23 protein-coding genes are annotated in these 24,065 nt (G+C 63.1%); 8 read left to right on the top strand and 15 right to left on the bottom strand.

Features of this window, described 5'->3' with window-relative positions; translation table 11 throughout:
* Nucleotides 1-116 precede the first annotated feature (116 nt).
* From hutC to EET67_RS06020, 5 genes are all read right to left on the bottom strand, one after another.
* On the bottom strand, nt 117-848 hold the full coding sequence (hutC, locus tag EET67_RS06040; RefSeq protein ID WP_128625328.1) for a histidine utilization transcriptional repressor HutC: 732 nt from the start codon (nt 846-848) through the stop codon (nt 117-119).
* Between the two features lie 7 nt (nt 849-855).
* Nucleotides 856-1,647 (bottom strand): amino acid ABC transporter ATP-binding protein, encoded by a 792-nt coding sequence (locus EET67_RS06035; RefSeq protein WP_128625327.1) that lies wholly within the window; start codon nt 1,645-1,647, stop codon nt 856-858.
* On the bottom strand, nt 1,644-2,312 hold the full coding sequence (locus EET67_RS06030; protein ID WP_128625326.1) for an amino acid ABC transporter permease: 669 nt from the start codon (nt 2,310-2,312) through the stop codon (nt 1,644-1,646). Before EET67_RS06030 ends, EET67_RS06035 begins: the two co-directional genes overlap by 4 nt.
* A complete protein-coding gene (locus EET67_RS06025; RefSeq protein WP_128625325.1) occupies nt 2,309-2,950 on the bottom strand; it encodes an amino acid ABC transporter permease in 642 nt (213 codons plus the stop codon). The genes EET67_RS06030 and EET67_RS06025 overlap by 4 nt, the downstream gene beginning before the upstream one ends.
* An 89-nt stretch (nt 2,951-3,039) precedes the next feature.
* Nucleotides 3,040-3,867 (bottom strand): transporter substrate-binding domain-containing protein, encoded by an 828-nt coding sequence (locus EET67_RS06020; protein WP_128625324.1) that lies wholly within the window; start codon nt 3,865-3,867, stop codon nt 3,040-3,042.
* Nucleotides 3,868-4,193: 326 nt separating this feature from the next.
* On the opposite strand from EET67_RS06020, the gene EET67_RS06015 reads away from it, so the two are divergent.
* Together EET67_RS06015 and EET67_RS06010 are read left to right on the top strand one after the other, a co-directional pair.
* The gene (locus EET67_RS06015) at nt 4,194-5,366 is read left to right on the top strand and encodes a CaiB/BaiF CoA transferase family protein (RefSeq protein WP_128625323.1); all 1,173 of its coding nucleotides are present in this window, start codon (nt 4,194-4,196) and stop codon (nt 5,364-5,366) included.
* A 2-nt stretch (nt 5,367-5,368) separates the two neighbouring features.
* A complete protein-coding gene (locus EET67_RS06010) occupies nt 5,369-6,496 on the top strand; it encodes an acyl-CoA dehydrogenase family protein (RefSeq protein WP_128625322.1) in 1,128 nt (375 codons plus the stop codon).
* Nucleotides 6,497-6,541: 45 nt separating this feature from the next.
* Here the strand turns inward: EET67_RS06010 and EET67_RS06005 are convergent, their stop codons facing one another.
* Entirely contained in the window at nt 6,542-7,489 is a 948-nt protein-coding gene (locus EET67_RS06005; RefSeq protein WP_245450747.1) for a LysR substrate-binding domain-containing protein, read from the bottom strand.
* Nucleotides 7,490-7,620: 131 nt separating this feature from the next.
* Between EET67_RS06005 and EET67_RS06000 the strand changes: the two genes are divergently transcribed.
* From EET67_RS06000 to EET67_RS05985, 4 genes are read left to right on the top strand one after another with little or no spacing between them, the layout of a single operon-like run.
* A complete protein-coding gene (locus EET67_RS06000; protein ID WP_128625321.1) occupies nt 7,621-8,661 on the top strand; it encodes an aromatic ring-hydroxylating dioxygenase subunit alpha in 1,041 nt (346 codons plus the stop codon).
* On the top strand, nt 8,658-9,776 hold the full coding sequence (locus tag EET67_RS05995; protein WP_128625320.1) for a 2Fe-2S iron-sulfur cluster-binding protein: 1,119 nt from the start codon (nt 8,658-8,660) through the stop codon (nt 9,774-9,776). The genes EET67_RS06000 and EET67_RS05995 overlap by 4 nt, the downstream gene beginning before the upstream one ends.
* Nucleotides 9,777-9,814: 38 nt before the next feature.
* Nucleotides 9,815-10,945: a histidinol-phosphate transaminase gene (gene hisC, locus EET67_RS05990; RefSeq protein ID WP_128625319.1), complete on the top strand. Its 1,131-nt coding sequence runs from the start codon at nt 9,815-9,817 to the stop codon at nt 10,943-10,945.
* Complete coding sequence (locus tag EET67_RS05985; RefSeq protein ID WP_128625318.1) at nt 10,942-12,402, top strand: FAD-binding oxidoreductase; 1,461 nt, start codon at nt 10,942-10,944, stop codon at nt 12,400-12,402. The genes hisC and EET67_RS05985 overlap by 4 nt, the downstream gene beginning before the upstream one ends.
* On the opposite strand, the gene EET67_RS05980 is transcribed toward EET67_RS05985, so the two are convergent.
* Both EET67_RS05980 and EET67_RS05975 read right to left on the bottom strand, forming a co-directional pair.
* Nucleotides 12,382-12,930, bottom strand: coding sequence for a TetR/AcrR family transcriptional regulator (locus EET67_RS05980; RefSeq protein WP_128625382.1), 549 nt, complete (start codon nt 12,928-12,930; stop codon nt 12,382-12,384). The genes EET67_RS05985 and EET67_RS05980 overlap by 21 nt on opposite strands.
* Before the next feature lie 25 nt (nt 12,931-12,955).
* Complete coding sequence (locus EET67_RS05975; protein ID WP_128625317.1) at nt 12,956-13,495, bottom strand: nuclear transport factor 2 family protein; 540 nt, start codon at nt 13,493-13,495, stop codon at nt 12,956-12,958.
* Nucleotides 13,496-13,601: 106 nt separating this feature from the next.
* Here EET67_RS05975 and ku (EET67_RS05970) point away from each other — a divergent pair, with 106 nt between their 5' ends.
* Both ku (EET67_RS05970) and ligD read left to right on the top strand, forming a co-directional pair.
* A complete protein-coding gene (gene ku, locus EET67_RS05970; RefSeq protein ID WP_128625381.1) occupies nt 13,602-14,447 on the top strand; it encodes a non-homologous end joining protein Ku in 846 nt (281 codons plus the stop codon).
* Nucleotides 14,448-14,450: 3 nt separating this feature from the next.
* Complete coding sequence (ligD, locus tag EET67_RS05965) at nt 14,451-17,006, top strand: DNA ligase D (RefSeq protein ID WP_128625316.1); 2,556 nt, start codon at nt 14,451-14,453, stop codon at nt 17,004-17,006.
* A 159-nt stretch (nt 17,007-17,165) separates the two neighbouring features.
* Here the strand turns inward: ligD and ku (EET67_RS05955) are convergent, their stop codons facing one another.
* The 7 genes from ku (EET67_RS05955) to EET67_RS05925 form a co-directional block, all read right to left on the bottom strand.
* Nucleotides 17,166-17,975, bottom strand: coding sequence for a non-homologous end joining protein Ku (gene ku / locus EET67_RS05955; RefSeq protein ID WP_128625314.1), 810 nt, complete (start codon nt 17,973-17,975; stop codon nt 17,166-17,168).
* Nucleotides 17,976-18,107: 132 nt separating this feature from the next.
* Nucleotides 18,108-19,274, bottom strand: a complete 1,167-nt coding sequence (locus EET67_RS05950; protein WP_128625313.1) for a c-type cytochrome — start codon at nt 19,272-19,274, stop codon at nt 18,108-18,110.
* Nucleotides 19,258-20,547: a sulfite dehydrogenase gene (gene soxC, locus EET67_RS05945; protein WP_128625312.1), complete on the bottom strand. Its 1,290-nt coding sequence runs from the start codon at nt 20,545-20,547 to the stop codon at nt 19,258-19,260. The genes EET67_RS05950 and soxC overlap by 17 nt, the downstream gene beginning before the upstream one ends.
* Before the next feature lie 96 nt (nt 20,548-20,643).
* Complete coding sequence (gene soxB / locus EET67_RS05940; RefSeq protein ID WP_128625311.1) at nt 20,644-22,335, bottom strand: thiosulfohydrolase SoxB; 1,692 nt, start codon at nt 22,333-22,335, stop codon at nt 20,644-20,646.
* A gap of 268 nt (nt 22,336-22,603) precedes the next feature.
* Nucleotides 22,604-23,416 carry a sulfur oxidation c-type cytochrome SoxA gene (soxA, locus tag EET67_RS05935; protein WP_128625380.1) on the bottom strand — a complete coding sequence of 271 codons (813 nt, stop codon included), beginning with the start codon at nt 23,414-23,416 and terminating at the stop codon, nt 22,604-22,606.
* A gap of 87 nt (nt 23,417-23,503) precedes the next feature.
* On the bottom strand, nt 23,504-23,830 hold the full coding sequence (gene soxZ / locus EET67_RS05930) for a thiosulfate oxidation carrier complex protein SoxZ (protein ID WP_128625310.1): 327 nt from the start codon (nt 23,828-23,830) through the stop codon (nt 23,504-23,506).
* 22 nt (nt 23,831-23,852) lie between these two features.
* Nucleotides 23,853-24,065: thiosulfate oxidation carrier protein SoxY (locus EET67_RS05925; RefSeq protein WP_281011009.1), on the bottom strand; the 213-nt coding region annotated here is incomplete at its 5' end.

Below are 24,065 nucleotides of genomic sequence, written 5' to 3'. Positions count from 1 at the left end.
TCTACCGTTTCGACAGGGAGAACCTTATGTGCGCTGCAACAATCGCTCTTTGCGCAAGAGCAAAAATGCTGACCTTTACGGAAACTGCGACAATCTGGCCTGCAAGACGCGAGCGGTCAGCCTTGGGAGGGGGCAAAGCGCGCCACAAGCTCGTGGCCCTCGCCCGGATAGGTCAGGCGGACATGGGTGATCGGCTGCTCGGCGCTCCAGGTGCGCCGCTCGATCAGCAGGCAGGGCGTCCCCCTGGCGATGTCGAGTGCTGCGGCAGTGGCGGCAGTCGCACCGATTGCCTGGATGCGGTGCTCGCCCGTGCTCCAGGGCACCTGCTCCACCAGCCAGGGGCTGGGCGCGCGCTCGGCAAACGTCTCCGCGTCAGCCTCTGGAACCGCGTCGAGATTGATCAGCCTTTCCTCGAAACAGAATGGCTGGTCGCCGCCGAAATGGCGGCAGGCCAATTCCAGAACCGGCACGGATTTGTCGAGATGCAGCCGGTCGAGATCGGACCGATTGGCCTGGCGCCGGGTTCGCTTCACGATATCGAAGCGGTAGGCAAGCCCGAGCGCCTGCACCTCGACCATGATGTCGCGGATTTCCAGCACGGCCGATTGCGAATGCGGCCGCAGAACGAAGCTTCCGCTGCGGCGCCGGCGTTCGATGAGGCCGGCCCTTGCGAGCTGGTTCAGCACCTTGCTCACGGTCATGCGCGAGCAGCCATATTGCGCCGTCAGTTCGTGCTCGAAGGGGATGCGGTAGCCGGGCGACCACTCCCCCGACAGGATGCGGCCTTCTACATCACTTAGAATGCGCTGATGCAGCGAGCGCCTGTCAGGATTTGCCCGCGCCTCCATTTTATTCCTAGACCAGCATGGCGGCGCCGCGATCCAGATAGGTGTCGAGGAACTGGTCGAGGCGCGGGTGGCGCGGCTTGCCGAATATCTGTTGCGGCGTGCCTGTCATCAAAAGCTTGCCGTGGTCGAGAAAGGCGATCTGCTGGCAGACCGCCGCCGCAAAGCCGATCTCATGCGACACCACCACCATCGTCATGCCGTCTGCCGCCAGCGAGCGCATGACGTTCAGCACTTCGCCGGTCAGTTCCGGGTCCAGCGAGGAGGTCGGTTCGTCGAACAGCATGATCTTCGGCTCCAACGCCAGCGCTCGCGCGATCGCCACGCGCTGCTGCTGGCCACCGGAAAGCTGCGAGGGATAATGCCCTGCGCGCTCGGCCAGGCCGACCTTCTTCAACTGAATCATGGCGCGCTCTTCGGCTTCGTTCTTGCGCACGCCATGCACCGTCTTCAGCGCCTCGCTGACATTACCCAGCGCGGTCATATGCGGCCACAGATTGAACTGCTGGAACACCATGCCGATCTGCGAGCGCACCGCGCGGATGCGGGCGGCAGGCAGGCGCACCGGTTTTCCCTGCGGCCCGGGCGCAAAGCCCAGCGGCTCGCCATTGATGAATATCAGGCCGTCTGTCGCCTCCTCCAGGAAGGCCATGCAGCGCAGCAGCGTGCTCTTGCCCGAACCGGACGGACCGATCAGGCAGGTGACCTGTCCCTGCGGGATGTCGAGGTCGATCCCGTGCAGCACCTCGGCTTCGCCGAAACGCTTGATCAGTCCTTTGACGGAAATGGCTGGCGTCGTCATGCAGTTGCAAACCTGTATTTTGAGAGGCGGGCTTCCATGTAGCGTCCGAGCCTGCCGGAAAGCTCGACCAGGCCCCAGTAGAACAGGGCAAGCAGGAAGAGCGACTCGACGAAAGCATATTGCTGCGAACCGATGGCGCTGATCACCAGCGTCAGTTCCGGAACGGTGATGATGGACAGAACGGCGGTTTCCTTGAGCAGGATAATGGCCATGTTGACCGAGGCCGGCAGCACCAGCATGGTCATTTCCGGTATCAGGATGCGACGGACGATCTGGCGCCGGTTGAGGCCGACGCATTCGGCCGCCTCGACATGGCCCGGCGGCACGGCTTCGAAGCCGGCCCGGAAGATTTCGCTGAAATAGGCGGCGCCATAGACGGTGAGACCCAGCAGGCCGGCGGGGATAGGCTCCAGCGAGAGACCGACGAACGGCCCGCCATAATAGAGCAGGAAGAGCTGGATCAGGAACGGCGTGCCGCGGATGACCTCGACGCACAGCCACAGCGGATAGCCCAGCCAGGCGCTGCCATAGCGCCGCCCGACGGCGACCAGGAAGCCGAGGATCGCCGCGCCGATCACGCCCACGCCCCATGTCAACAGGGTCACCCCGAACGCCCGCGCAAGTTCGGGCATGATGCTTACGATCAGGTTCGTATCGAAATTCATGGCCGCCCCCAGCGGAAGGAGCGTTCGAACAGCGAGCCGCCCGAGGCGATCAGCCAGTTGATGATGAGATAGAGCAGGCCGGCTGCCGAAAACAACTCGATCGGCCGGTAGGTGCTGGCGGCGAGGTCCTGCGCCATGCGCGTCAGCTCGACGATGCCGACCACCGAAACCAGCGACGAGGCCTTCAGGATCATGATCGCTTCATTGACCAGCGAAGGGAAGGCAAGCCGCAGGGCAATCGGCGCCCTGATGCGCCGGAACTGCTGGAATGCGCTGAGCCCCGCCATGTCGGCGGCCTCCAGCAGTCCGCGCGGCACGCTCTGGAAGCCGCCACGCAGGTTCTCGGCCTGGTAGGCTGCCGTGCACAGGGAAAGCCCGGTGATCGCCGCAACCACGCTCGGCACGTTGAGGCCGAGCGCCGGCAGCAGATTGTAGATCAGCAGAAGCTGCACCAGAAGCGGCACGCCGCGGAAGAAGCTGACGAAGGTCCGTCCCGGAACGGACAGTGCGCGGCTCGGCGAAAGGGCCGCCGCCGACACCACCATGCCGATCGCTAGGCCGATGGTGATGGAGATGAAGCTGATGAGCACCGTATAGAGCGATGCCTGGACCAGCAGTTCGAACAATTTCCAGGACATAAAGCGGCTTGCCCGTCTGGGTTGGCTGGGTTGGAATGCAGCACCGCCGCGCCCTCCTTTACGAGAGCGCGGCGGATTTGTTCAATCAGTTAGAGTGCCGGTTCGTTGACCAGGTCAGGCGTCTCGAACTTGGCGCCGAACCACTTCTCCTGAATTGTGGCAAGACGGCCATCGCCCTTGATCTTGAGCATGGCCGCTTCGATCGCATCCATCAGGCTCTTGTGGTCGTCGTCTTTCAGGCCGGGATAGGCGAAATAGGCCTTGGTACCGAAGGGCGGCTGGACAACCTCGAACGTGTCGGGACGCTGCTTGGCCACAAAGGCGATGTTGGGCAACGAATTACCCACCGCCACGATACGGCCGGCGGCCAGATCGGCATAGGCCTCGTTGTTGCCCGGATATTCACGCACATCGGCCTTGCCAGGCAGCGTATCGACAAATGCCTTGAGCTGTTCGAGTTGGGCCGAAGCCTTGCCGCCGCCAACCACCTTGCCGGCCACATCTTCGGGCTTCTTCACGCTTTCATCACCAGCACGCTTCAGCAGGGCAACCGTTGCCTCGGCGACCGGCGGCGTGAAGCGATAGCGCTCCATGCGCTGCTTGGTAACCGTTGCCGGCCCGCCGACGATATCGAACTTGCCGGCTTCGAGGCCAGGCAGCACGCCTTCCCAGGGCAGCAGGACCCACTCGATCTTGACGCCGAGTTCCTTGGCGATCTCGTCATATAAATCGACATTCAGGCCCGTATGCGTTCCTGCATCGATGAAATCGAACGGCGCGAAGGCGGTCTCCGTGCCGACCTTGAGCGTTCCGGACTCCTTGACGCGGGCGAGCGCATCCTGCGCATAGGCCCCCGCCGTCGCACCGACAAGGAACGCCGCACCGACCAGCGCCTTGAGGAAAAACCTCTTCTGCATTGACATCTCCCATTGAGTTTTTGCCCGCTGCGGGGCTCACAAGCTTGCGAAACTATCGACCCTGGACCGCCTGAAAGTCGATATGACTATACATATAGGCAGCGTTTCAAAAGCGAGTCAACGCATCATCTGGATGACATGAGCTGCACGGATCAATGCTGGGTTGCATCGGCTGCGATGAGACCCCCATCGCTGCCGGCAGCGCAAAAGCCGCTGACAACCCGCTTGCATGGCGTTTAATTATGTATATACATATTATGAAAGCTGCGAGGTGGCGGCACCTTTCGCCGCCGCCTTAATCCCCGACCGGCAACCGGAGAAAACGAATGCCCGAAGCCCCTCCCCAACCGGCCGCGTCGCGCCCTCTCGCCGGCATACGCGTACTGGATTTCAGCCGTGTGCTGGCCGGCCCCTACTGCACCGCCCTGCTGGCCGATCTGGGTGCCGACGTCATCAAGGTCGAGCCGCCAGCCGGCGACGACTACCGCCATGTGGGTCCCTTCATCGAGGGCGAGAGCGCACTTTTCCTGGCCATCAATCGCGGCAAGCGCAGCATCGCTCTGGACCTGACCAAGCCGGAAGATCTCGCCATCGTCCAGGCGCTGGCGGCGAAGTCTGATGTCGTGGTCGAGAACTTCCGTCCCGGCGTCGCCGACAAGCTCGGCATCGGCTGGAAGCAACTGTCCACGATCAATCCCAAGCTGGTCTATGCGTCCATTTCCGGTTTTGGCCAGCAGGGCGAACTTGCCGCTCGTCCGGCCTATGACATCGTCCTCCAGGCGATGAGCGGCATCATGTCGGTCACCGGCTCGCCGGACGGCCCGCCGACACTGGTGGGCGAATCCATTGCCGATGTCGTCGCCGGCCTGTTCGGCTCATGGTCCATCCTCGCGGCACTGGTCGAGCGCCAGAGCACCGGCCTTGGCCGCCAGATCGACCTGGCTATGTTCGACGCGATGATCGCCCTCCAGCCGCTGGTTGTCGCCCGCTACCTTGCTTCCGGTCAGGCGCCGCAGCGCGTCGGCAACCGTCATGCGCTCTCCGCACCCTTCGGGGCGTTCCAGGCGCGCGACGGCATGTTCGTGCTGGCCGTTCTCAACAACAAGCTGTTCGGCATATTGGCTGAGCTCATCGGCCGGCCGGAATTGAGCCAGGACAGCCGCTTTCGTTCCGATTCCGACCGGCTTGCCAATGAACAGGCCTTGCGCGAGGCGATCGAAGCATGGTCGCGCGGGCTCACCGCCTCCGGCGCGGTCGAAGCCCTGGTGGCCGCCGGCGTGCCGGCCGCCGAAATCCAGGACATGGCCGAGGCGCTGACCTCGCCGCATGCGCTTTCGCGCGGCATGCTGCAGCAAACGGCGCATCCGCTGCTCGGCGCCATGCAGGTGCCCGAACAGCCCGCCCGTTTCGGCGGCGCGCCACGCGGCGGCATAGCAGCCGCCCCCGCCCTCGATGCGGACCGCACCACCATATTGGCCGAACTCGGCCGGGAGGCATGACCATGATCACGCATAATGAAGACGACAAGGCGCTGCTGGAAGCGATCCGCCGCTATTGCGCCGAGGTGCTCGTGCCGGCGGCGGCCGAGATCGATGAGACCGGGCGCTCGGCCACCTGCCATCTCGAAAGCCTCGCCGAAATGGGGCTGATGGGCCTCAACATTCCCGAGGCCTATGGCGGCCTTGGCCTGCGCGCGACCGCATTGTTCGACGCGGTGGCGCTGATTGCCGGGGCCTGCGGCTCTACCGCTTCCATGATCACCGCGCATTGGCTTGCCACCGATTCCATCCTCTATGGCGGCGACGAGGCGCAGCGGCATCGCTACCTCACCGGCGCGGCCGACCGGAGCCTCGGTGCCTTTGCCCTGACCGAACCGGGCGCCGGCTCCAATCCCGCCGACATGACGACACGCGCGATACGCGAAGGCGACGGCTACCGCATCACCGGTACCAAGCACTTCATCTCCAATGCCGGCGAGGCCGATTTCATCGTCGTCTATGCCAAGACCGACCCTGCGGCGGGCGCGCGCGGCATCTCCGCCTTCGTGGTCGACCCCAAGGCCGGCGGCCTGCGCTTCGGCTCGCCCGAGCGCACCATGGGCCTGCGCGGCGGCCATGTCTTCGAAGTGTCGATCGATTGCCTGGTTGCGGAAGAAGACCGCCTCGGGCCGGAAGGCTCCGGCTTCCGTACCGCACTCAAGGTGCTCGACGGCGGCCGCGTCGAGATTGCCGCCTGCGCCGTCGGCATCGCCGAGGCGGCCCTTGGCGCTGCGATCGAATGGGCAAAGCAGCGCAAGATCGGCGGCGCGCCGATCGCGACCCTGCAGGGGCTGCAATGGATGTTCGCCGACATGGCGACCGATATCGAAGCGGCCCGGCTGCTCGGCATTTCGGCGGCGACCAAGCGCGAGGCCGGCGAGCGCTATTCGCGCGAGTCGTCCATGGCCAAGCTCTTTGCTTCCGAAATGGTCGGCCGCGTCACCGACAAGGCGATCCAGATCCATGGCGGCTATGGCTATACGCGCGACCTGCCGCTTGAACGCTATGCCCGCGACGCGCGCATCTTCCGCATCTATGAAGGCTCCTCGGAAATCCAGCGCAATATCATCGCGCGCACCATACTGGGCTGACCAGCGATGATGGCAGGAGGGAGGGACGGGCTGGACGTCTGCGGCTCAGCCCAGCGCGACCGGCGGCGGCGCCCAATTGTTCGACAGCGCCTCCTGCCGCTTGGAAATGGCGGTGATCCATGCGCGCAGTTCCGGTCCGTAGGGCTTTTCGAGCGCAGCCCTGTCCCATGCCAGGAAATAGGCATCCGACAGCTGCAGCCGCTGATTGAAGGGCACCACCAGCCGGCCGGTCGCGATCTCGTCTGCCGCCATCGCCAGTTGCGCCAGCACGAAGCCGCGGCCATTGACGGCCGCATCGATCGCCGCGCTCGACAGCGACAAGGTAAGTTCGCCCGGGGACTTGCTGTAATGCGCGCCGATGCTTGCCGCCCATTCCGGCCAGCCGGGCGGCGAGCCATGGGCGCGGTCCCATTCGATGCCCAGGAGCGGCAGGTCGAGAATATCCGCGGGTCTACGCAGACTGTGCCTGGCCAGCAGCGCCGGCGAGCAGGCCGGCACCACCCAATCGGTGAACAATTCGACATAATGGTCGAAGGCGCGGATCTTGGCACCGTAGGAAATGCGGAAATCGACCTGGTCCTTGCCAAATCGCGGCTCGAACTCGGTGCCTTCCAGGCGCACCGCCGCGCCCGGATGGTCGGCCTGCCAGTCGAAAAGCTGCGGCGCGACCCATTTGATGGCAAGCGAAGGCAGGCAGGAAATGGTGAACCCGCTTTCCAGCCGCCTGCGGGCCAGCATGTCCTGCGCCTGCCTTATCTGGTCGAAGCCGACGGAAATCTCGGCATGATAGATTTTGCCCCAGGAGCTCAGCGCCACGGTCCTGCCGCGCCGCTCCAGAAGCCGCAGGCCAAGCGCCTCTTCAGCCTTGCGGATCTGCTGGCTGATCGCTCCGGCCGAAACGCCAAGCTCCTCGGCGGCTGCGGTCACGCTGCCGTGCCTGCCAAAAGCTTCGAAGGCCTGTATCGCGCGCAAGGGAGGCAGTTTGCTGGTCAAGCGGTGTCACATCCACTATCGAGGTTTGTTTTAGGTTTTCTAAAACAGAACACATTTGCAAGCTCTTTATACGCTGCTGGCGGCGGCGTATCGTCAAAACGATAGAAAGCCACCCCTAGGAGGAAGCCATCATGTTCCTGAAAAACGCCTGGTATGTCGCCGCATGGGACCATGAGGTCGGGCGCGAGCTTAAGCCGGTCAAGATTCTCGGCGAAGATATCGTCCTTTACCGCAAGAGCGACGGCACGCCGGCCGCATTGGAGGATGCCTGCCCGCATCGCAAGCTGCCGCTGTCGATGGGGCGCATCAAGGGCGACGACGTCGAATGCGGCTATCATGGCCTGACATTCGACTGCACCGGCACCTGCACCCGTGTTCCGGGCGCCGAAAAGATTCCGCATGTGGCGCGCGTCCAGTCCTATCCGATCGCCGAGCGCTACGGCCTGTTGTGGATCTGGATGGGCGAGGCCGAAAAGGCTGATCCGGCAAAGATCTTCGAAGTCGAGCATTGGGGCGACCCGGCCTGGGGCGTCAACAGGGGCGAGTCCATGGTGCTGGACTGCAACTATCTCTACATGACCGACAACCTGCTCGATCCGTCGCATGTCTCATGGGTGCACCAGTCGTCCTTCGGCGGCGTCCAGGCCATGGAAGGCGCCCCGCTCGAAACGACGGTCGGCGAGGATGGGGTGACGGTCTGGCGCTGGATGATCGACGTCGAGCCGGCTCCCTTCTATGCGCCCTTCCTCAAATTCTCCGGCAATTGCGACCGCAAGCAGCACTATGAGGTGCGCTATCCGAGCAATGCCATCATCAGGGCGATCTTCGTGCCGGCAAATACCGGCGGCGAAGGCAAGCCCTTCCACGAAGACGTGTTCCTGATGGACAGCTACAATTTCATGACGCCGGTCGATGAGAACCAGACGAAATATTACTGGTTCCAGATGCGCAATTTCGCGCCGAATGACGAGGAAGTGTCGAGCCAGTTCGCCAAGTCGGTGCGCGGCGCCTTCGAGGAGGACCGCGTGGTGCTCAATGCCGTGCACAAGGGCATGGCTAACAAGCGCACCCCCAATCTCGATCTCAAGATCGACGTCGGCCCGCTGCGCTTCCGCCGCAACCTGGCCAATCTGATCGCCAGCGAGAACCCGCAGCTCGCGGCCGCCGAATGAACGCTCCGGTCGCACAGTTGGCGCAACGCAAGAGCGGTTTTCGCGACCTGAAGGTGGTCGCGAAAATCCGTGAAAGCAGTGTCATCACTTCTTTTCATCTGGAACCCGCTGACCCGGACGGTTGGCGGGCGTTCCAGCCGGGGCAATTCCTGGTGTTCCGTATCCCGGTTCCCGGACGGGACGATTTTGTGTTGCGCAATTACAGCGTCTCCTGCTCGCCCGCTCGCGAGGGCAGCTACCGCATCACGGTGAAGCGGGAAGCCGCGCCGCAGCCCGGCCTGCCCGACGGCGTCAGTTCCTGCTATCTGCACGATGCGATCGAGGTCGGCGACGTGCTTGCAGCCGAAGGCCCGCGCGGCGAGTTCGTGCTTGACCGCACCAGCACGCGCCCGGTCCTGCTGCTCAGCGGCGGCGTCGGGCTGACGCCGATGGTGTCTATGCTGCATGCGCTTACTGCCACCGACCGCCGGGTGCATTTCGTCCATGCCTGCGACAATGGCGATGTGCATGCGCTGCGCGATGAAGTGGAGGCGCTTGCCGCCTCGCGCCCCGGCATCAAAACGCATTTCTGCTACCGCTTCCCCACCGAACGGGACAAGGCAGACAAACGCCATCACAGCGAAGGCCTCATCAGCCGCGAATTGCTGCAAAGCCTGCTGCCGCTCGACGACTACGAGGTCTATCTGTGCGGGCCACCGCCCTTCATGCAGGCGGTCTACCAAATCCTGCGCGGCCTTGGCATCGAAAGGCACCGCATCGCCTATGAATTCTTCGGCCCTGCTACCGTTCTCGAACAGGCCCCTGCCGCGCCCGTCCCGGCCGCCGCTCCGCCATCTGCGGACAAAGCCGTTGCAGGCGATGGTATCACGGTCGAGTTCCGCAAATCCGGCCTGACCGCAATGTGGGACGAGGAAGCAGGCTCGCTGCTCGATTTTGCCGAGGCGCAGGGACTTTCGCCGGACTTCAGTTGCCGGGCGGGCATCTGCAGCACCTGCAAGTCACGCCTGGTCGAAGGCGAGGTCGCCTATTTCGAGGAGCCGCTGGACGAGCTCGGTGCCGGCGAAATGCTCTTGTGCTGCTCGAAGCCCCAGGGGCCGGTCGTGATCGACATCTGACCGCCTGTGTCATTACTCTCTCAAAACGGAAGCTGAACTTGGAACAATCGGTCGAGGCGAAATTGGAAAGCAGCCTGCCCTTCAACCCGCATGTCGCCTCGCTGCCGGCCTATAATGCCGGCATGAACATCGCCGCCGCCCGCGCCGCCAGCGGCCGACATGACATCGCCCGTCTCGCCAGCAACGAGAACCCCGATGGCTGCTCGCCGGCGGTGATGGCAGCGCTGGCCTCCTCCGCATTCGAGCCATGGCGCTATGCCGACCCTGCCTGCTCGGCACTGCGTGCAGCACTCGGCGAAAGACTGCGGATCGAGCCATCCCGGATCGTCGTCGGCAACGGCTCGGAAGAAATGATCGCCGCCATCTCGCGGGCGCTGCTCGTCCCCGGCACTTCCGTGGCCACTGTGGTTCCGAGCTTCGGCCTGCATGAAATCGAGCCGCTTGCCGCCGGCGCCAGCGTGGTCAAGGTGCCGATGAGCGCATCGCTCGGCTTCGACCTCGATGCGCTCGAACAGGCGATCGCTGCTGGCCCGCGCGTCGTCTTCCTCTCTTCGCCCTGGAACCCGGTCGGCCCCGGCCTCGACAGCCAGGCACTTGAGCGCCTGGTCAGTGCGGTGCGGCCCGGCACGCTGTTCGTCCTCGACGAAGCCTATTTCGAATTCGCAGATCCGGACGCGCCGGACGGGATCGAGGTGCTGCGCGAGAGCGGAATTGCCCATGTCGTGCTGCGCACCTTCTCCAAGGCCTATGGGCTGGCCGGCCTGCGCGTCGGCTATGCCGTCTGTTCCGATCATGAGGTCGCGCGGGTGATCGCGGCTGCCAAGACGCCCTTCAACGTCAATGCCGCCGCCCAGCTCGCAGCCATTGCAGCACTTGAGGACGAAGCCTGGATGAAGGCATCGGTCGCACGCATCCGCGCCGAGCGGTTGCGTGTTGCCGCCGCGCTGGAAAAACTCGGGCTTCGCCTCGCCCCGTCGCAGACCAATTTCCTGTTCTTCGATTGCGGTGGCGACAGTTCCGCTCTGGCGGCTTCGCTCCTGCAGGAAGGCATCATCGTCAAGGCCTGGCGTGAAAAGGGCTATGAATGCTTCCTGCGCGCCACCATCGGCTCTCCGGCCGAAAACGACCGCCTGATCCAGGCCCTCGCCCAACTGGTGCCCGCAAAATGACCCCGGATTCCGCATCGCCTGAAAAACCAGTTCCTGACGCCCTGCTCGATGCCTTGCGAATGGTCGTCGGCGGGGGAAATGTCCGGACCGGCGAGGTGGTGACCGCTGCCGATCCCGGCTGGAACCCGGACAATTTCGGCGCCGGCATTGTTGTTGCACCTGGCTCGACCGAGGAAGTCGCCGCCGTCATCCGCCTTTGCCGCGACCATCAGGTCCCGGTAGTGCCGCAGGGCGGGCGCACCGGCCTCGTCGGCGGCAGCGTGTCGAGCCCCGGCCAGATCGTGCTGTCCCTGGCGCGCATGAACACGATCGAGCGGCTCGATCCGATCGAGCGCGTGGCCGTGGTGCAGGCAGGCGCCACCCTGGAGGCACTGCAGATGGCCGCCGCCGAGCATCGGCTCGAGCCCGGCATCGATCTGCCCTCGCGCGGTTCGGCGACCATCGGCGGCATGGTTTCCACCAATGCCGGCGGGATCATGGCCTTCCGCAACGGCGTGATGCGCCATCGTGTGCTCGGCCTGGAAGCGGTGCTGGCCGACGGCTCGATCCTGTCGGATTTGACCCGCGTGGTGAAAACCTCAGCCGGCTACGACCTGAAGCATCTCTTCATCGGCGCGGAAGGAACGCTTGGCATCGTCACCCGCGTCGTGCTGAAACTCGATCCGCTGCCCAGGGCCACCGCAACCGCGCTTTTCGGCCTGCCTTCCGTCGGTGCCGCGCTGGAAACGATCCGGCTCGCCCTCGACACCGAGGCCGGCCACCTGCGCGCTGCCGAGGCGCTATGGCAATCCTATATAAGGCTGGCGGCTTCCGCGCATGGCTGGTCGGAACCGGACTTTCCGCTTGACCAGCCGATCTGCCTGCTATTGTCGCTTGGCGGCGCCAATGAGCAGGCGCTTCATAGTGAATTCGAACGGCTCTTTGCCGAAGTGCTCGACCGCTTCCCCGAAACGACCGGCATCATCGCCAGTTCCAAGCAACAGGAAATCGACCTGTGGCGGCTGCGCGAGGATACGGATGTGATCTATCGCACCCATCCGGCCTCGCCATCCTACGACGTTTCTGTGCCGCTGTCGGAAATCGACGCCTATGTCGCCCATATCCTGCAGGGCCTGTCCGCCATCGAGCCCGATCTGGAGCCCTATCTTTTCGGGCATCTGGCCGATGGCAACCTGCACATCGCGCTCAACCGGCGCGGGCCGCTGCCGGAACGTATCGCCGGTGCAGTCGAAACCGTCCTCTATGACGGGCTGCGCCAACGTGGCGGCTCGTTTTCAGCCGAACATGGCGTCGGCTCCAAGCGTATCCATTCCCTGTTGACCACCGCCGATCCGACCAAGCTCGAGGCTATGGCGCGGGTGAAGGCGACGCTGGACGGCCAAACGATCATGAACCCCGGCAAGGTGCTGCCCCAAAAGCCCCAAATTCAGCCCAGGCTACGCCGCCGCAACGCGTAGCCGCAGCCGATCCAGGGTGCGGGCGAAAAGCCCCTCGTCGCCGGTCGCACGCGAAAGAACAAGCGCGCCCTGGATTGCCAGGACCGTTTCTTCGGCGTCGCGTGCAGCCGTCTCCTTGTCGCGCCCCGCGCGCAGAAGGGCGTCCTGCAACGCCTCTATCCAGCGGCCGAAATAGCCTCGGATGGTTGCAGAAAAGCGGTCCCGGGTCTCATCAAGCGCGAAGGCGCCGACAAGACAGATGCGCTGGCCGGAATGAAAATAAGCGTCGACCGCCTCCCACATGGCAGGAATTGCCCGTTGCGGTTCTTCAAGCCGCAGCGGCTGGAAGACAGAACGCTCGAACCAGGCATCGACATCAGCGAGCACGACCGCCGCCATATCCTCCTTTCCTCCGGGGAAGAAGTGATAGAGGCTGCCCTTCCCCAGGCCGGTCCTTTCGGTGATCCGGCTGAGGGTCGCCCCCTCATAGCCGAGATCCCGAAAAATCTCGGCCAGAAGCGGGATGACATCAGTTCGCTCATGAACCATTCGCGCCAATGCAGTTCTCCATTGCTCAAAGGCCAAGCTCGGACAATCCGGGGTGATCATCCGGCCGGCGGCCGAGCGGCCAATGGAACTTTCGATCGGCCCCCGCAATAGGCAAATCATTGATGCAGGCGAAGCGTCGCTGCATCAGGCCGGCCGCATCGAATTCCCAGTTCTCATTACCGTAGGAGCGAAACCAGTTTGCACTGTCGTCATGCCATTCATAGGCGTAGCGCACCGCAATCCGGTTTGGTGAAAACGCCCACATTTCCTTTATCAGGCGATAGTCCAGTTCCTTTGCCCATTTCCGTGTCAGAAACGCGATGATCTCGGCGCGCCCGTTGACGAATTCGGATCGGTTTCGCCAGCGGCTGTCTTCCGTGTAGACGAGCGCAACCTTTTCAGGATTTCTGCTGTTCCAGCCGTCTTCGGCAAGACGGACCTTCTGGGACGCGCTCTCATGGGTGAATGGAGGGACAATAGGCACTGATTTTCTCCTTCTGTACTGATTTAGATACTCTGTACCTAACAGTACAAAAATGGCAAGTGCCGGCACAGAAAAGGTCATGATGGAACAAAGCCAAGGGTTCTGCGTTGAGCCTCTCGTTGTGATGTTCGCCGGCAATCTGCCTTGCCTGCAGATGCGTGCCGGCGACAGGAGCGAGGGTTTCGAGTTGGCGCCGAGAGCGAACTGGAAGGGCTTTCTGAAAGTCGCCGAGCTGGTCTGTCCGGTAGCACTCTACACCGCCGCCTCCACCTCCGAACGCATCACCTTCCACACCATCAACCGGGCGACCGGCCATCGCGTCAACCGGATTTTCATCGACGGAGACAGCGGCAAGCCGGTTGAAAAGGAAGATCAGGTCAAAGGCTACGAGGTCGGGCCGGGCGACTATGTCGTGCTGGAGCCGGAGGAGGTGGCCGCCGCCGTTCCCGAAAGCGACAAGACGCTGTCCGTCGATGCCTTCATCCGTAATGACGACGTCGACGACCTCTATTTCGACAAGCCCTATTATCTTGCGCCGTCGGACCGGCACGCCGAGGAAGCTTTTGCGCTGATCCGCGACGGCATGAAGGCAAAGAAGGTCGCGGCCCTTGCCCAGACGGTGCTGTTTCGCCGCGTCCGCACGCTGCTCATCCGTCCCCATGGCGACGGGCTGGCCGCCACCACGCTGAATTTCGACTATGAGGTCCGCTCGGCCAAGGACGCCTTCGACGAAGTGCCCGATATGAAGATCAAGGGCGAGATGCTGGAACTGGCCGAACACATCATCGAAACGAAAAAGGGCAAGTTCGATCCATCGGAATTCCATGACCGCTACGAGGCCGCCCTTGCCGATCTGGTCAAGGCCAAGCTCGAAGGTCGCAAGATCGAACCGCGCAAGGAGCCGAAGCGCGAGAAGGTGGTCGATCTCATGGCGGCGCTGCGTGAAAGCGCCAGCCTTGCCAAGAAGACCGCATCCGGGTCCACGAAAGCACGCGCCGAACGAACCGCCGCTCCACGTCGCAAGGCGGGTTAAAGGATGGCGCTCGAAACCTACCGCAAGAAGCGGGATTTCGATGCCACCCCCGAACCCAAAGGCGCCCGCGCCCGCAAAGCCGGCAACAGCTTCGTCATCCAGAAACACGACGCGACCCGGCTGCATTATGATTTCCGGCTGGAGATGGACGGTGTCCTCAAGAGCTGGGCTGTCACCCGCGGGCCGAGCCTCGTGCCGAGCGAAAAACGGCTGGCCGTTCACGTCGAGGACCATCCCCTCGAATATGGCGACTTCGAAGGAACCATTCCGAAAGGGGAATATGGCGGCGGCACCGTCATCATCTGGGACCGGGGAACCTGGACGCCGGTATTCGATGCGCACAAGGGCTACGCCAAGGGGCATCTGGAATTCGAGCTGCACGGCGAGAAACTGGACGGTCTCTGGCACCTGGTCCGGATGCAGCGTAAGCCGCGCGAGAAGCGCGAGAACTGGCTGCTGATCAAGGGCGAGGATGATGCCGCGCGCAGCGAGCGCGATCCCGACATCCTCGAGGAACGCCCGGAATCGGTGAAGACCGGCCGGGATATCGCCGACGTCGAGGGCGAGGAGCCCGGCTGGTCGTCCCGGACAGGCAGGATCGACAAGAAGCGCCGCAAAGCGTCGAAGGCCAGGACGAAGCAGGCGGATGAGCCGCCAGCGCCAGTATTGCCGGAGCCGGCGAAGATCAAGGGTGCGAAAAAGGCCGCCCTGCCCGATTTCATCGAGCCGATGCTGGCAACCCTCGCACCGTCCGCGCCCACCGGCGCGCGCTGGTTACACGAGATCAAATTCGACGGCTATCGCCTGCAGGCACGCATCGAGGTCGGCCGCGTCAAGCTGCTGACGAGAAAGGGGCTCGACTGGACGAAGAAGTTCGGCAAGCAGGTCGTGACGGCATTGCAGGACTTGCCGGTCGGAACCGCCCTGATCGATGGCGAACTCGTCGTCGAGACCAATGCCGGCGCCTCCGATTTCTCGGCTCTGCAGGCGGATTTGAGCGAGGGCCGCGCGGATCGCTTTATCTTCTACGTCTTCGACCTCCTCCATCTGGACGGCTACGATTTGAACGAACTGAAGCTGATCCAACGCAAATCGCTGCTGGCACAGCTTGTCGGCCACGGCAACGGGATCATCCGCTACAGCACCCATTTCGAAGAAAACGGTCGCACCGTTTTTCACCATGCCTGCCAACTCGGGCTTGAGGGCATCGTCTCCAAACTGCGCGACGCACCCTACCAGTCAGGGCGCGTGAAAAACTGGATGAAGGTCAAATGTTCGGAGCGCCAGGAATTCGTCATTGCCGGCTATGTCCCCTCCACCGCCTCGCGCAAGGCGATCGGCTCGCTTGTGCTTGGCATCTATGACGGCGGCGAACTGCGCCATGTCGGCCGCGTCGGAACCGGCTTTTCCACGGCAGTCGCCGAGGATTTGTGGCGTCGGCTGGAGCGTTTGCGCATCCCTTCGAGCCCTTTCGCCAAAAAACTGACGGCCGAGGAAGCAAGGCAGGTGCGCTATGTGCGACCCGAACTGGTGGCAGAAGCGGAATTCCGCGCCTGGACTGCCGACGGCAATCTGCGCCACGCTTCCTTTCGCGGCCTGCGCGAAGACAAGCCAGCGCAGGAGATCGTGCTGGAAACGCCCAGGGCGGCAGCAAAGGAGGCTGCGAAGGTGCAGAACCACACCGTGAAGCTCACCCATCCCGATCGCATCTACTGGCCGGATACCGGCGTCACCAAGCAGGGGCTCGCCGACTATTACGCGGAAATCTGGCCGCATATCGAGCCCTTCATCACCGGGCGCCCATTGGCGCTGCTGCGCTGTCCGAGCGGCATTGTCGGCGAGAAATTCTTCCAGAAGCACGCCTGGAAGGGGATCAATCCCAACATTGTCCTGATCAACGACCCGAAGGAGCCGGACGACGAGCCGCTGATCAGCATCGACAGTCTCGACGGCCTGATCGGGCTGGTCCAGTCGGCCGTGCTGGAAATCCATCCCTGGGGCTCGACCGTGGCCGACTGGGAAAAGCCCGACATCATCATCATGGATCTCGACCCCGGCGACGGCGTTCCCTGGGACCGGGTGATCGAGGCTGCCGAGGAAACTCGCGACCGGCTAAAGGAAGCCGGGCTCACCGCCTTCGTCAAGACTTCCGGCGGCAAGGGGCTGCATGTCGTCGCCCCTCTGAAGCCGAAGGCCGAATGGCCGGCGGTGAAGGACCTGACCAAGGCGATTGCCGACGCGATGGCTGCCGACAGCCCTGACCGCTACGTCTCGACCATCGCCAAGGCCAAGCGCGGCGGCAAGATCCTCATCGACTATCTGCGCAACCAGCGCGGCGCCACGGCGGTCGCCGCCTATTCAAGCCGCGCCCGTCCCGGCACCGCGGTATCGGCGCCGCTGACCTGGGATGAACTCGGCCCCGGCATCGGCCCCGCCTATTTCACCGTGGAAAACATGCCCAAACGCCTCGCCTCGCTTCGCCGCGATCCATGGGAGGGCTTCCGCAAGGAAGCCGCCCCGCTCGAACAGCCGAAGCAGCGCCGCCGCAAATCGGCATAGGGAGCGATGCAATCCGCCCCTCATCCCCTGACGGGACCTTCTCCCCGCAAGCAGGGAGAAGGAGGATGGCCTCAACGCTAACGCCCCCCTCTCCCCGCTTGCGGGGAGAGGGTAAGGATGAGGGGCTGTTTAGCAAAAGCCTGAAACGATCGAGCGCAGTTATTTGCGCTTTCCCGGCTTCTTTTCCGAGGCGATGCTCTTCTTCAGCGCGTCCATGATGTTGATGACATTGCTGGGCTTTTCGGGCTCGCTCTTGGCAGACGCGGCAGGCCGCTTCCTGCCCTTCTTCTTTGCCGCGATGATGTCGAGCAATCGGTGCTGCACCGGGTCGTCGACCATCTTGGGGTCCCATGACCTGGTGCGCTCGTCGATCAGCGTCTTGACCAGCGTCATCAGTTCGGGGTCGGCCTTTTCCGAGCCGATGCCGCCAAAATAGTTCTCCTCGTCGCGCACCTCGTCGCCATAGCGCAGCGTCCACAAAACGATGCCCTTGTCGCGCGGCTCCAGCATCACCGCACGCTCGCGTCGATACATCACCAGCCGCGATACGCCGACCATGCCGGTCGACGCCATGGCGTCGCGTATGACGGAAAACGCCTCCTCGCCGACCGGATCGTCAGGCGTAAGATAGTGCGGCTTGTCGTACCAGATCGGGCCGATACTGTCGGCCGGCACGAACATCTCGATATCGATAGTGCGGGTGCTTTCCAGCCCGACGGACTCCAGCTCGTCATCCTCGAGCAGCACATATTCGTCTTCGCCGCGCGGATAACCCTTGACCTCGTCGTCTTCATCGACGGGCTTGCCGGTGACGGAATCGACATATTGGCTGACGACGCGGTTGCCGGATTTGCGGTTGAGCGTGTGGAAGCGAACCTTCTCGGTCTCGGAAGTCGCCGGCATCATCGCCACCGGGCAGGTGACGAGCGAAAGTTTCAAATACCCCTTCCAGAACGGGCGCGGCGCCATCGGACAGACCCTGCTGCAACCGTTCTGAACGCAAGCGGCCGGAATTTGTTCCGGCCGGCCTTGTCATATTGGTTTCGCGAACACCCCGGCGCGGCAAGCGAGCCCGCCCACCGGGGCGTGGAATGAAGGGGGTCAGTCTATTCCGCCACCGGTATTTTCTTCGTCATCCACGCTGTCCGGCGTCACATCCAGCACGGCGGCATGCTTGGTGATCTCGGCCTTGCCTGGCTTGCAGTCCTTCATGCAAGGCTCGATATTGGCGGCATAATGCGGCTCCGAAAGCCGGTCGTCATCGATGAAATTGTCCTCATTGGGCAACCGGATCGAGGTGAAGTTCTCCTTGGAGAGCTCGAAGTCCTCTTCCGTCACGATGTCGTTGAGATAAAGCACATAGGCCGTCAGCGCATAGACATCGTCGTCGCTCAGCGAGCGCGCATTGCCGAACGGCATGGCGCGACGGATATAGTCATAAACCGTCGACAGATAGGGCCAGAAGGAGCCGACCGTCTTTTCCGGACGCTCATTCATCAAGGTGCCCTGCCCGCCGGCCAGAACCGGCCAGCGCCCGACCGCCTCGCCGAAATCGCCATGGCAGGATGCGCACTGATCGGCAAAAAGCGTCTCGCCCTGCGCGACCGTGCCGCGCCCTTCGGGCAGTCCGGCGCCATCCGGCCTGATATCGATGTCCCAGGCCGCGACCTCATCCTCGGTCGCAGGCCGCCCGAGATGGAAGACGCCATGGGACGGAACTTCCTCGGAAACTTCGGCCGCTGCCTCTGCGGGAGCGGCTTCGGTCGCAGCCGCCGCCTTCGTTTCAGGCGCATCGGGAGCGGCTTCCGACTTCTTCTCTGCCGGCGCTTCAGGGGCATCGGATGCCGGGGCAGCAGGCGTAGCGGCTCCAGATGCCGCATTCGCCGAGAAGGTCTTGAGATAGGCCGTCAGATTGGCGATCTCGTCTTCCTTCTTCAGGCCGGCAAAGGCCATTTTCGTGCCCTTCACGAGGTCCTTCGGCTTGGCCAGGAACTCGGCAAGCGTCTCGTCCTCCCAGACCAGGCCACCCTCGCCGGCCTTGGTCATGGCGGGCGAATATTTGAAGCCCTCGATCGAACCGGCCGTGCGTCCGAACAGCTCGTTCAGATGCGGACCGACGCGGTTCTCGGCACCTTCGCCCACCGCATGGCAGGCCTTGCATCGGGCAAAGACCTTTTCGCCCAGGGCCGCATCCTGCGCAGAGACCGATGTGACAGCGGCAAGCAGCGCTGCGGCAGCCACCAGAACGGCATTAGGAAATCTCGACATTTTCAATCACTCCGTCTGGGTTCACATGCCAGGTCTGGATGCCGTTATTGTGATAGATCGAGTTGTCGCCGCGCGCGGCGCGCAATTCATCCTTGGTCGGCTGCACGAACCCAGCCTCATCGATCGCGCGTGACTGCAGGAACAGTTCCGAGCCGTCCCAGTCGAACTCGTAGTAGAAGCGGTGCAGCGATTTCGACAGGCTCGGCCCGTCCAGCCGTGCGGTCACCCAGTTGCGGCCACCGTCCAGCGTCACGTCAACGCGCTTGATGGTGCCGTTGCCCGACCAGGCCAGGCCGGTCAGCACCGTGCGGCCGCGCTTGTACTTGATCGGGGCCTGCGGGCTCGGATTGGTGATGACGGACTTGACGTCCATGACCCAGGTGAACCGGCGCGCCTTGCCGTTCGCCAGGAGGTCGGTATATTTCGACGTCTCCTCGCGCTGGTGCCATGGCTCGTCGCCGACTTCGATGCGGCGCAGCCATTTGATCCACATATTGCCTTCCCAGCCGGGAACGACCAGGCGCAGCGGGTAGCCCTGCTCGGGGCGCAGCGCCTCGCCATTCATCTTGAAGGCGACCAGGCAATCCTCGAGCGCCTTTTCAAGCGGGATCGAGCGCGTCATGGCCGAGGCATCGGCGCCTTCCGGCATGATCCACTTGGCGCTGGTCTTCACGCCCGCTTCCTCGAGCAGATATTTCAGCGGAACGCCCGTATACATGACGCAATGCACCATGCCATGCGTGAACTGGCAGCCATTGAGCTGCGAGCCGCGCCATTCCATGCCGGAATTCGCCGCGCATTCCAGGAAGTAGACGCGGTTTTCGCGCGGGAAGCGCATCAGGTCGGCCATGGTGAATACCAGCGGCGTATCGACCAGCCCGTTGATCATCAACCGATGCTGTTGCGGATCGACCACGGCGATGCCGGCATGATGGCGCTCGAAGCAAAGCCCGTTCGGCGTGATGATGCCGTCAAGCTCATGCAGTGGCGTGAAATTGATGGATGAGATCGAGTCGGAGGTCAGCCACGGCACGTTGCGACGCACCACCTCGCTCTCGAACTGCGAGGGCTTGCCATAAGGGAATGCGTCGACACCGTCGCCGGGATAGCGGTTCCAGTCCTGGATCTCGGTAATCAGCGGATCGCCCGCGGCCAGCGCGCCGCCGGCCACCGTGCTTGCGGCCGCTACCGCCCCGCCCGCCAGCCCGGCCTTCAGAAACTGCCGTCGCGAAGCCGATGCCACGGCCGCGCCGCCCTTTTGAACAACACTCATGAATGTCTCCCGGTCATATAGGAAAAACATTATATGCAGTTTTTTCTATATATCAAGGTGCAATGGACCCCTCGATGACGAGGGGCCTGCCCGGAATTAGCCCGCCAGCTTCACTGAACGGTTGGGTTCCAGCTTCACGACTGGATTCTTCGCCAGATAATCCTCGACGACATCCCAGATCGCCGGACCTTCGGTAGCCTCGTTGATAGAGGCCCAGCCAGCGACGACATAGTCCTTGCCGGGGTCGATCGCCTCGCCGGTCTTGAGCAGCGTCATTTCGGAGATACGCCCGCCCATGTCGCCCTGCGGGTCGATCGTGTAGCCCATGCCGCCGACGCGCACCATGTCGCCGCCCTGCTGGTAATATGGGTCCTTGTTGAACAGATTGTCGGCGACGTCTTCGAGTATGTCCTTCAGCGCCTGCCCGCTCATGGTCGAGCGATAGGCGGCCGGATAGGTCATGGCGCAGGCATTGTGGAGGTCTTCCACAGTGATCTTCTCGCCCGGAAGCACCGATGTCCCCCAGCGGAAGCCGGGCGACAGCGCGATGTCGGCCTCGCGCACATCGATCAGCGCCTGGCAGATCAGGTCGTCGAAGGTGCCGTTGAAATTGCCGCGCCGGAACAGCAGCGATTCCGTCGTTGCCAATTCGCGCTTGAGTTCCTGTTCATAGGGCGCGCGCAAATCGCCGATCAGCTTGGCCATATCCGCATCCGGTGTGATCACATCTGAGAACACCGGGATCAGGCGATGGCGGAAGCCCTTCATCTCGCCGCCCTGAACGTCGAGATCCAGACGGGTGACGAATTTGCCGTGCGAGCCGCTGGCGATCAGCAGGGTCTTACCCACCAGCACCGGCTCGGGCAGCGCGTCATGGGTGTGGCCGGTCAGGATGACGTCGATGCCCTCGACGCGCGAGGCCAGCGCCCGGTCGACGTCGAAACCATTATGCGACAGAAGCACGATGACATCAGCGCCCTCTTCCCTTGCCGCCTCGATATTGGCGACGATGTCTTCCTCGCGGATGCCGAAGGACCAGTTGGGGAACATCCAGCGCGGATTGGCGATCGGCGTATAGGGGAAGGCCTGACCGATGACGCCGACCTTCACGCCGCCTTTCTCGAAAATCTTGTAGGCTTCGAAAGCCGGTTCGTTCCACTCGGCATCGTAGATATTGCCGCCTAGGAAAGCGAAAGGCAGGCTGTCGACGATCTCCTTCACCCGGTCGGCGCCATAGGTGAATTCCCAATGGCCGGTCATGGCATCGGGCGCCAGCGCATTCATGGCATCCACCATGTCCTGGCCTTTGGTCATAAGCGACGTGTAGCTGCCCTGCCAGGTGTCGCCGCCATCCAGCAGCAGCATGTTGTCGCCGCGTTCGGCGCGGATACGCTTGACGATGGTGGCAATGCGGTCGAGCCCGCCCATCTTGCCATAGGACTTGGCCAGGCTGCTGAAATCCTCCGCCGTCAGCGCATAGGCATGCGGCGTACCGGGCGCGATGTCGTAAAGCTTGAGGAAATCCGCGCCGGTGACATGCGGCGGCAGGCCGGCGACGTCACCGGCCCCCAGATTGACGGAAGGCTCGCGGAAATGCACCGGCATCAACTGGCCATGGATATCGGTTATGTGGACAAGCGTGACATTTCCGAAGCTGTCGAAATCCAGCAGATCGTTCTCTGAAAGCACCTGCTGGGCAGCAGCCCGCGACCATTTGCCGACCAGACCGGGACCAGCGATCGCGCCAAGCGCTGCCGTGGCCATCAGGAATTCGCGTCTTGAAAACATCTTCACTCCAGGGGAAACCTGCGGCCCCTCCGGCATATGGCCGGATCGCTCAAAGCAAGGGAGAACGGGCCCGGCCCGCGCCGCAATGAAAGCGCCCACGTCCGGCGGACGCACGCGATACTCTTATCTTATCGTCTGGACACCGACATCGTGACGAAGCCGGTGTCCGCTTCGGGTAGAGCATCGGTGCGAAAACCGGCTAGCGGTTTTCGGATCGTTCCGATGCCCAGTTCAGGGCTCTTTGTGCGTCCGCCTGGACGCGCGACGATCAGTGCCGGACAGCCGGCGTCTCGACAGCAAGTCCGGTGCCGCGCCAAGTCACGTACAGCTCCAGTGCCATCAGGTCGTCGGAGAAAGCCTTGGGCGTTTCGGCGCGGGTGTCACGCACGCAGCCGCGGAAGCGCTGATGCAGCGAAACCAGGCCGTCCTTCAACCGGTAGGTGGGAAAGCCGTTGGCCTGTCCCTGGCTCAGATGGTCGGCGCGGATCATCTTGCCGGCATTGGCCTCATGGCAGGAGGCACAGGCGAGATTGAGCTGGCCGGTGCGCGTATAATAGACGTCCTTGCCGCGGTCCCACCAGCTTTGCAACTCGCCCTGCGTCAGATCGAGCGAGACCGGTGCGCCGAGCGACTGATGCTTGATATAGGTTGTCAGCGCCACCTGTTCCTCGGCGTTGAACTTGTAGGCCTCCGCGCCCATGTTCTCGATGCGGCACTTGTCGATCTGCAATTCGATATTGATCGGGCGCTTGGCATCGACATCCCACTTCGGATAGTTGGCGGCGATGCCCTTCATCGTCTCGGCCGCATCATTGTGGCAGGAGGCGCAGGACTTGCCCTGACTGCCATCGACCGTGTTCCAGACCTCTTCGCCACGCTCCACCGCCAGCATGCCGGGATTCTCGAAGGAATCCTCCTCGAGCGCCCGGGTCTCGGCCTCGCGGTAGAGCCAGCCGGACAGGACCTCGTCGAAGGGAAGGCCTTCCGGTGCCTTGGCACGGCTGACAATCTCGACATCGTCGATGACAAGCTTCTCGTCGACCGGATCGGCCGTGGCCGGCGACAAGGCCGCCGATGCCATGGCCACGCCGAAAGCGACTGCGGCAAATTTGTTTCTCACGGCCTTCCTCCCCCTTTTCCGAGCCGCGGGCGCAAGGCCCGCCCCCGTTTACTTCACGTCGATCTTCTGTTCGTCGGTATAGACCGAACCGTCGTCGTCGACCCAGGTGAATTTGAACGTCCCGCCTTCGTTGACCTTGGCGTTGAACTCGAAATACGGGTTTGCCGAGACCGCCGGATCGATATCGCAGGAGAACACCGGCGCGCCGTTGAACTCGCAGGTGAACTTGTTGATGATCTTGCGCGGGATGGTGTTGCCATCCTTGTCCTTGCGCTGGCCGGATTCCATCTCGTGACTGATCAGCGTCTTGATGGTGATGACCTCGCCGGCAGCAGCCGACTTGGGCAATTTTACGCGTGGTTTCGGAGTAGCCATGTGAATAATCCTTCCTGAGCGCTCAGCCGCCGCAGCCGCCGATGGTCACCTTGACCTGCTTCTTGTCCATGAACACCGAGCCGTCGGCCATCTTGGCCACCGCGATCACATTCTGGGTCTTGGCCAGGCGCATGCGTGTTGTGGCGACGGCCGCACCGCTTGCCTCGGTGAAATTGAAGGTCGCAACCGCCGGATTGGGGTTGCCGTCGGCCAGGATGATCACCGACTGCACCAG

It is taken from the genome of Borborobacter arsenicus (assembly GCF_003934165.1).
GTDB lineage: Bacteria > Pseudomonadota > Alphaproteobacteria > Rhizobiales > Rhizobiaceae > Pseudaminobacter > Pseudaminobacter arsenicus.
Note: the sequence above shows the minus strand (reverse complement) of the source record. Positions and strands in the feature narration are given on the sequence as shown.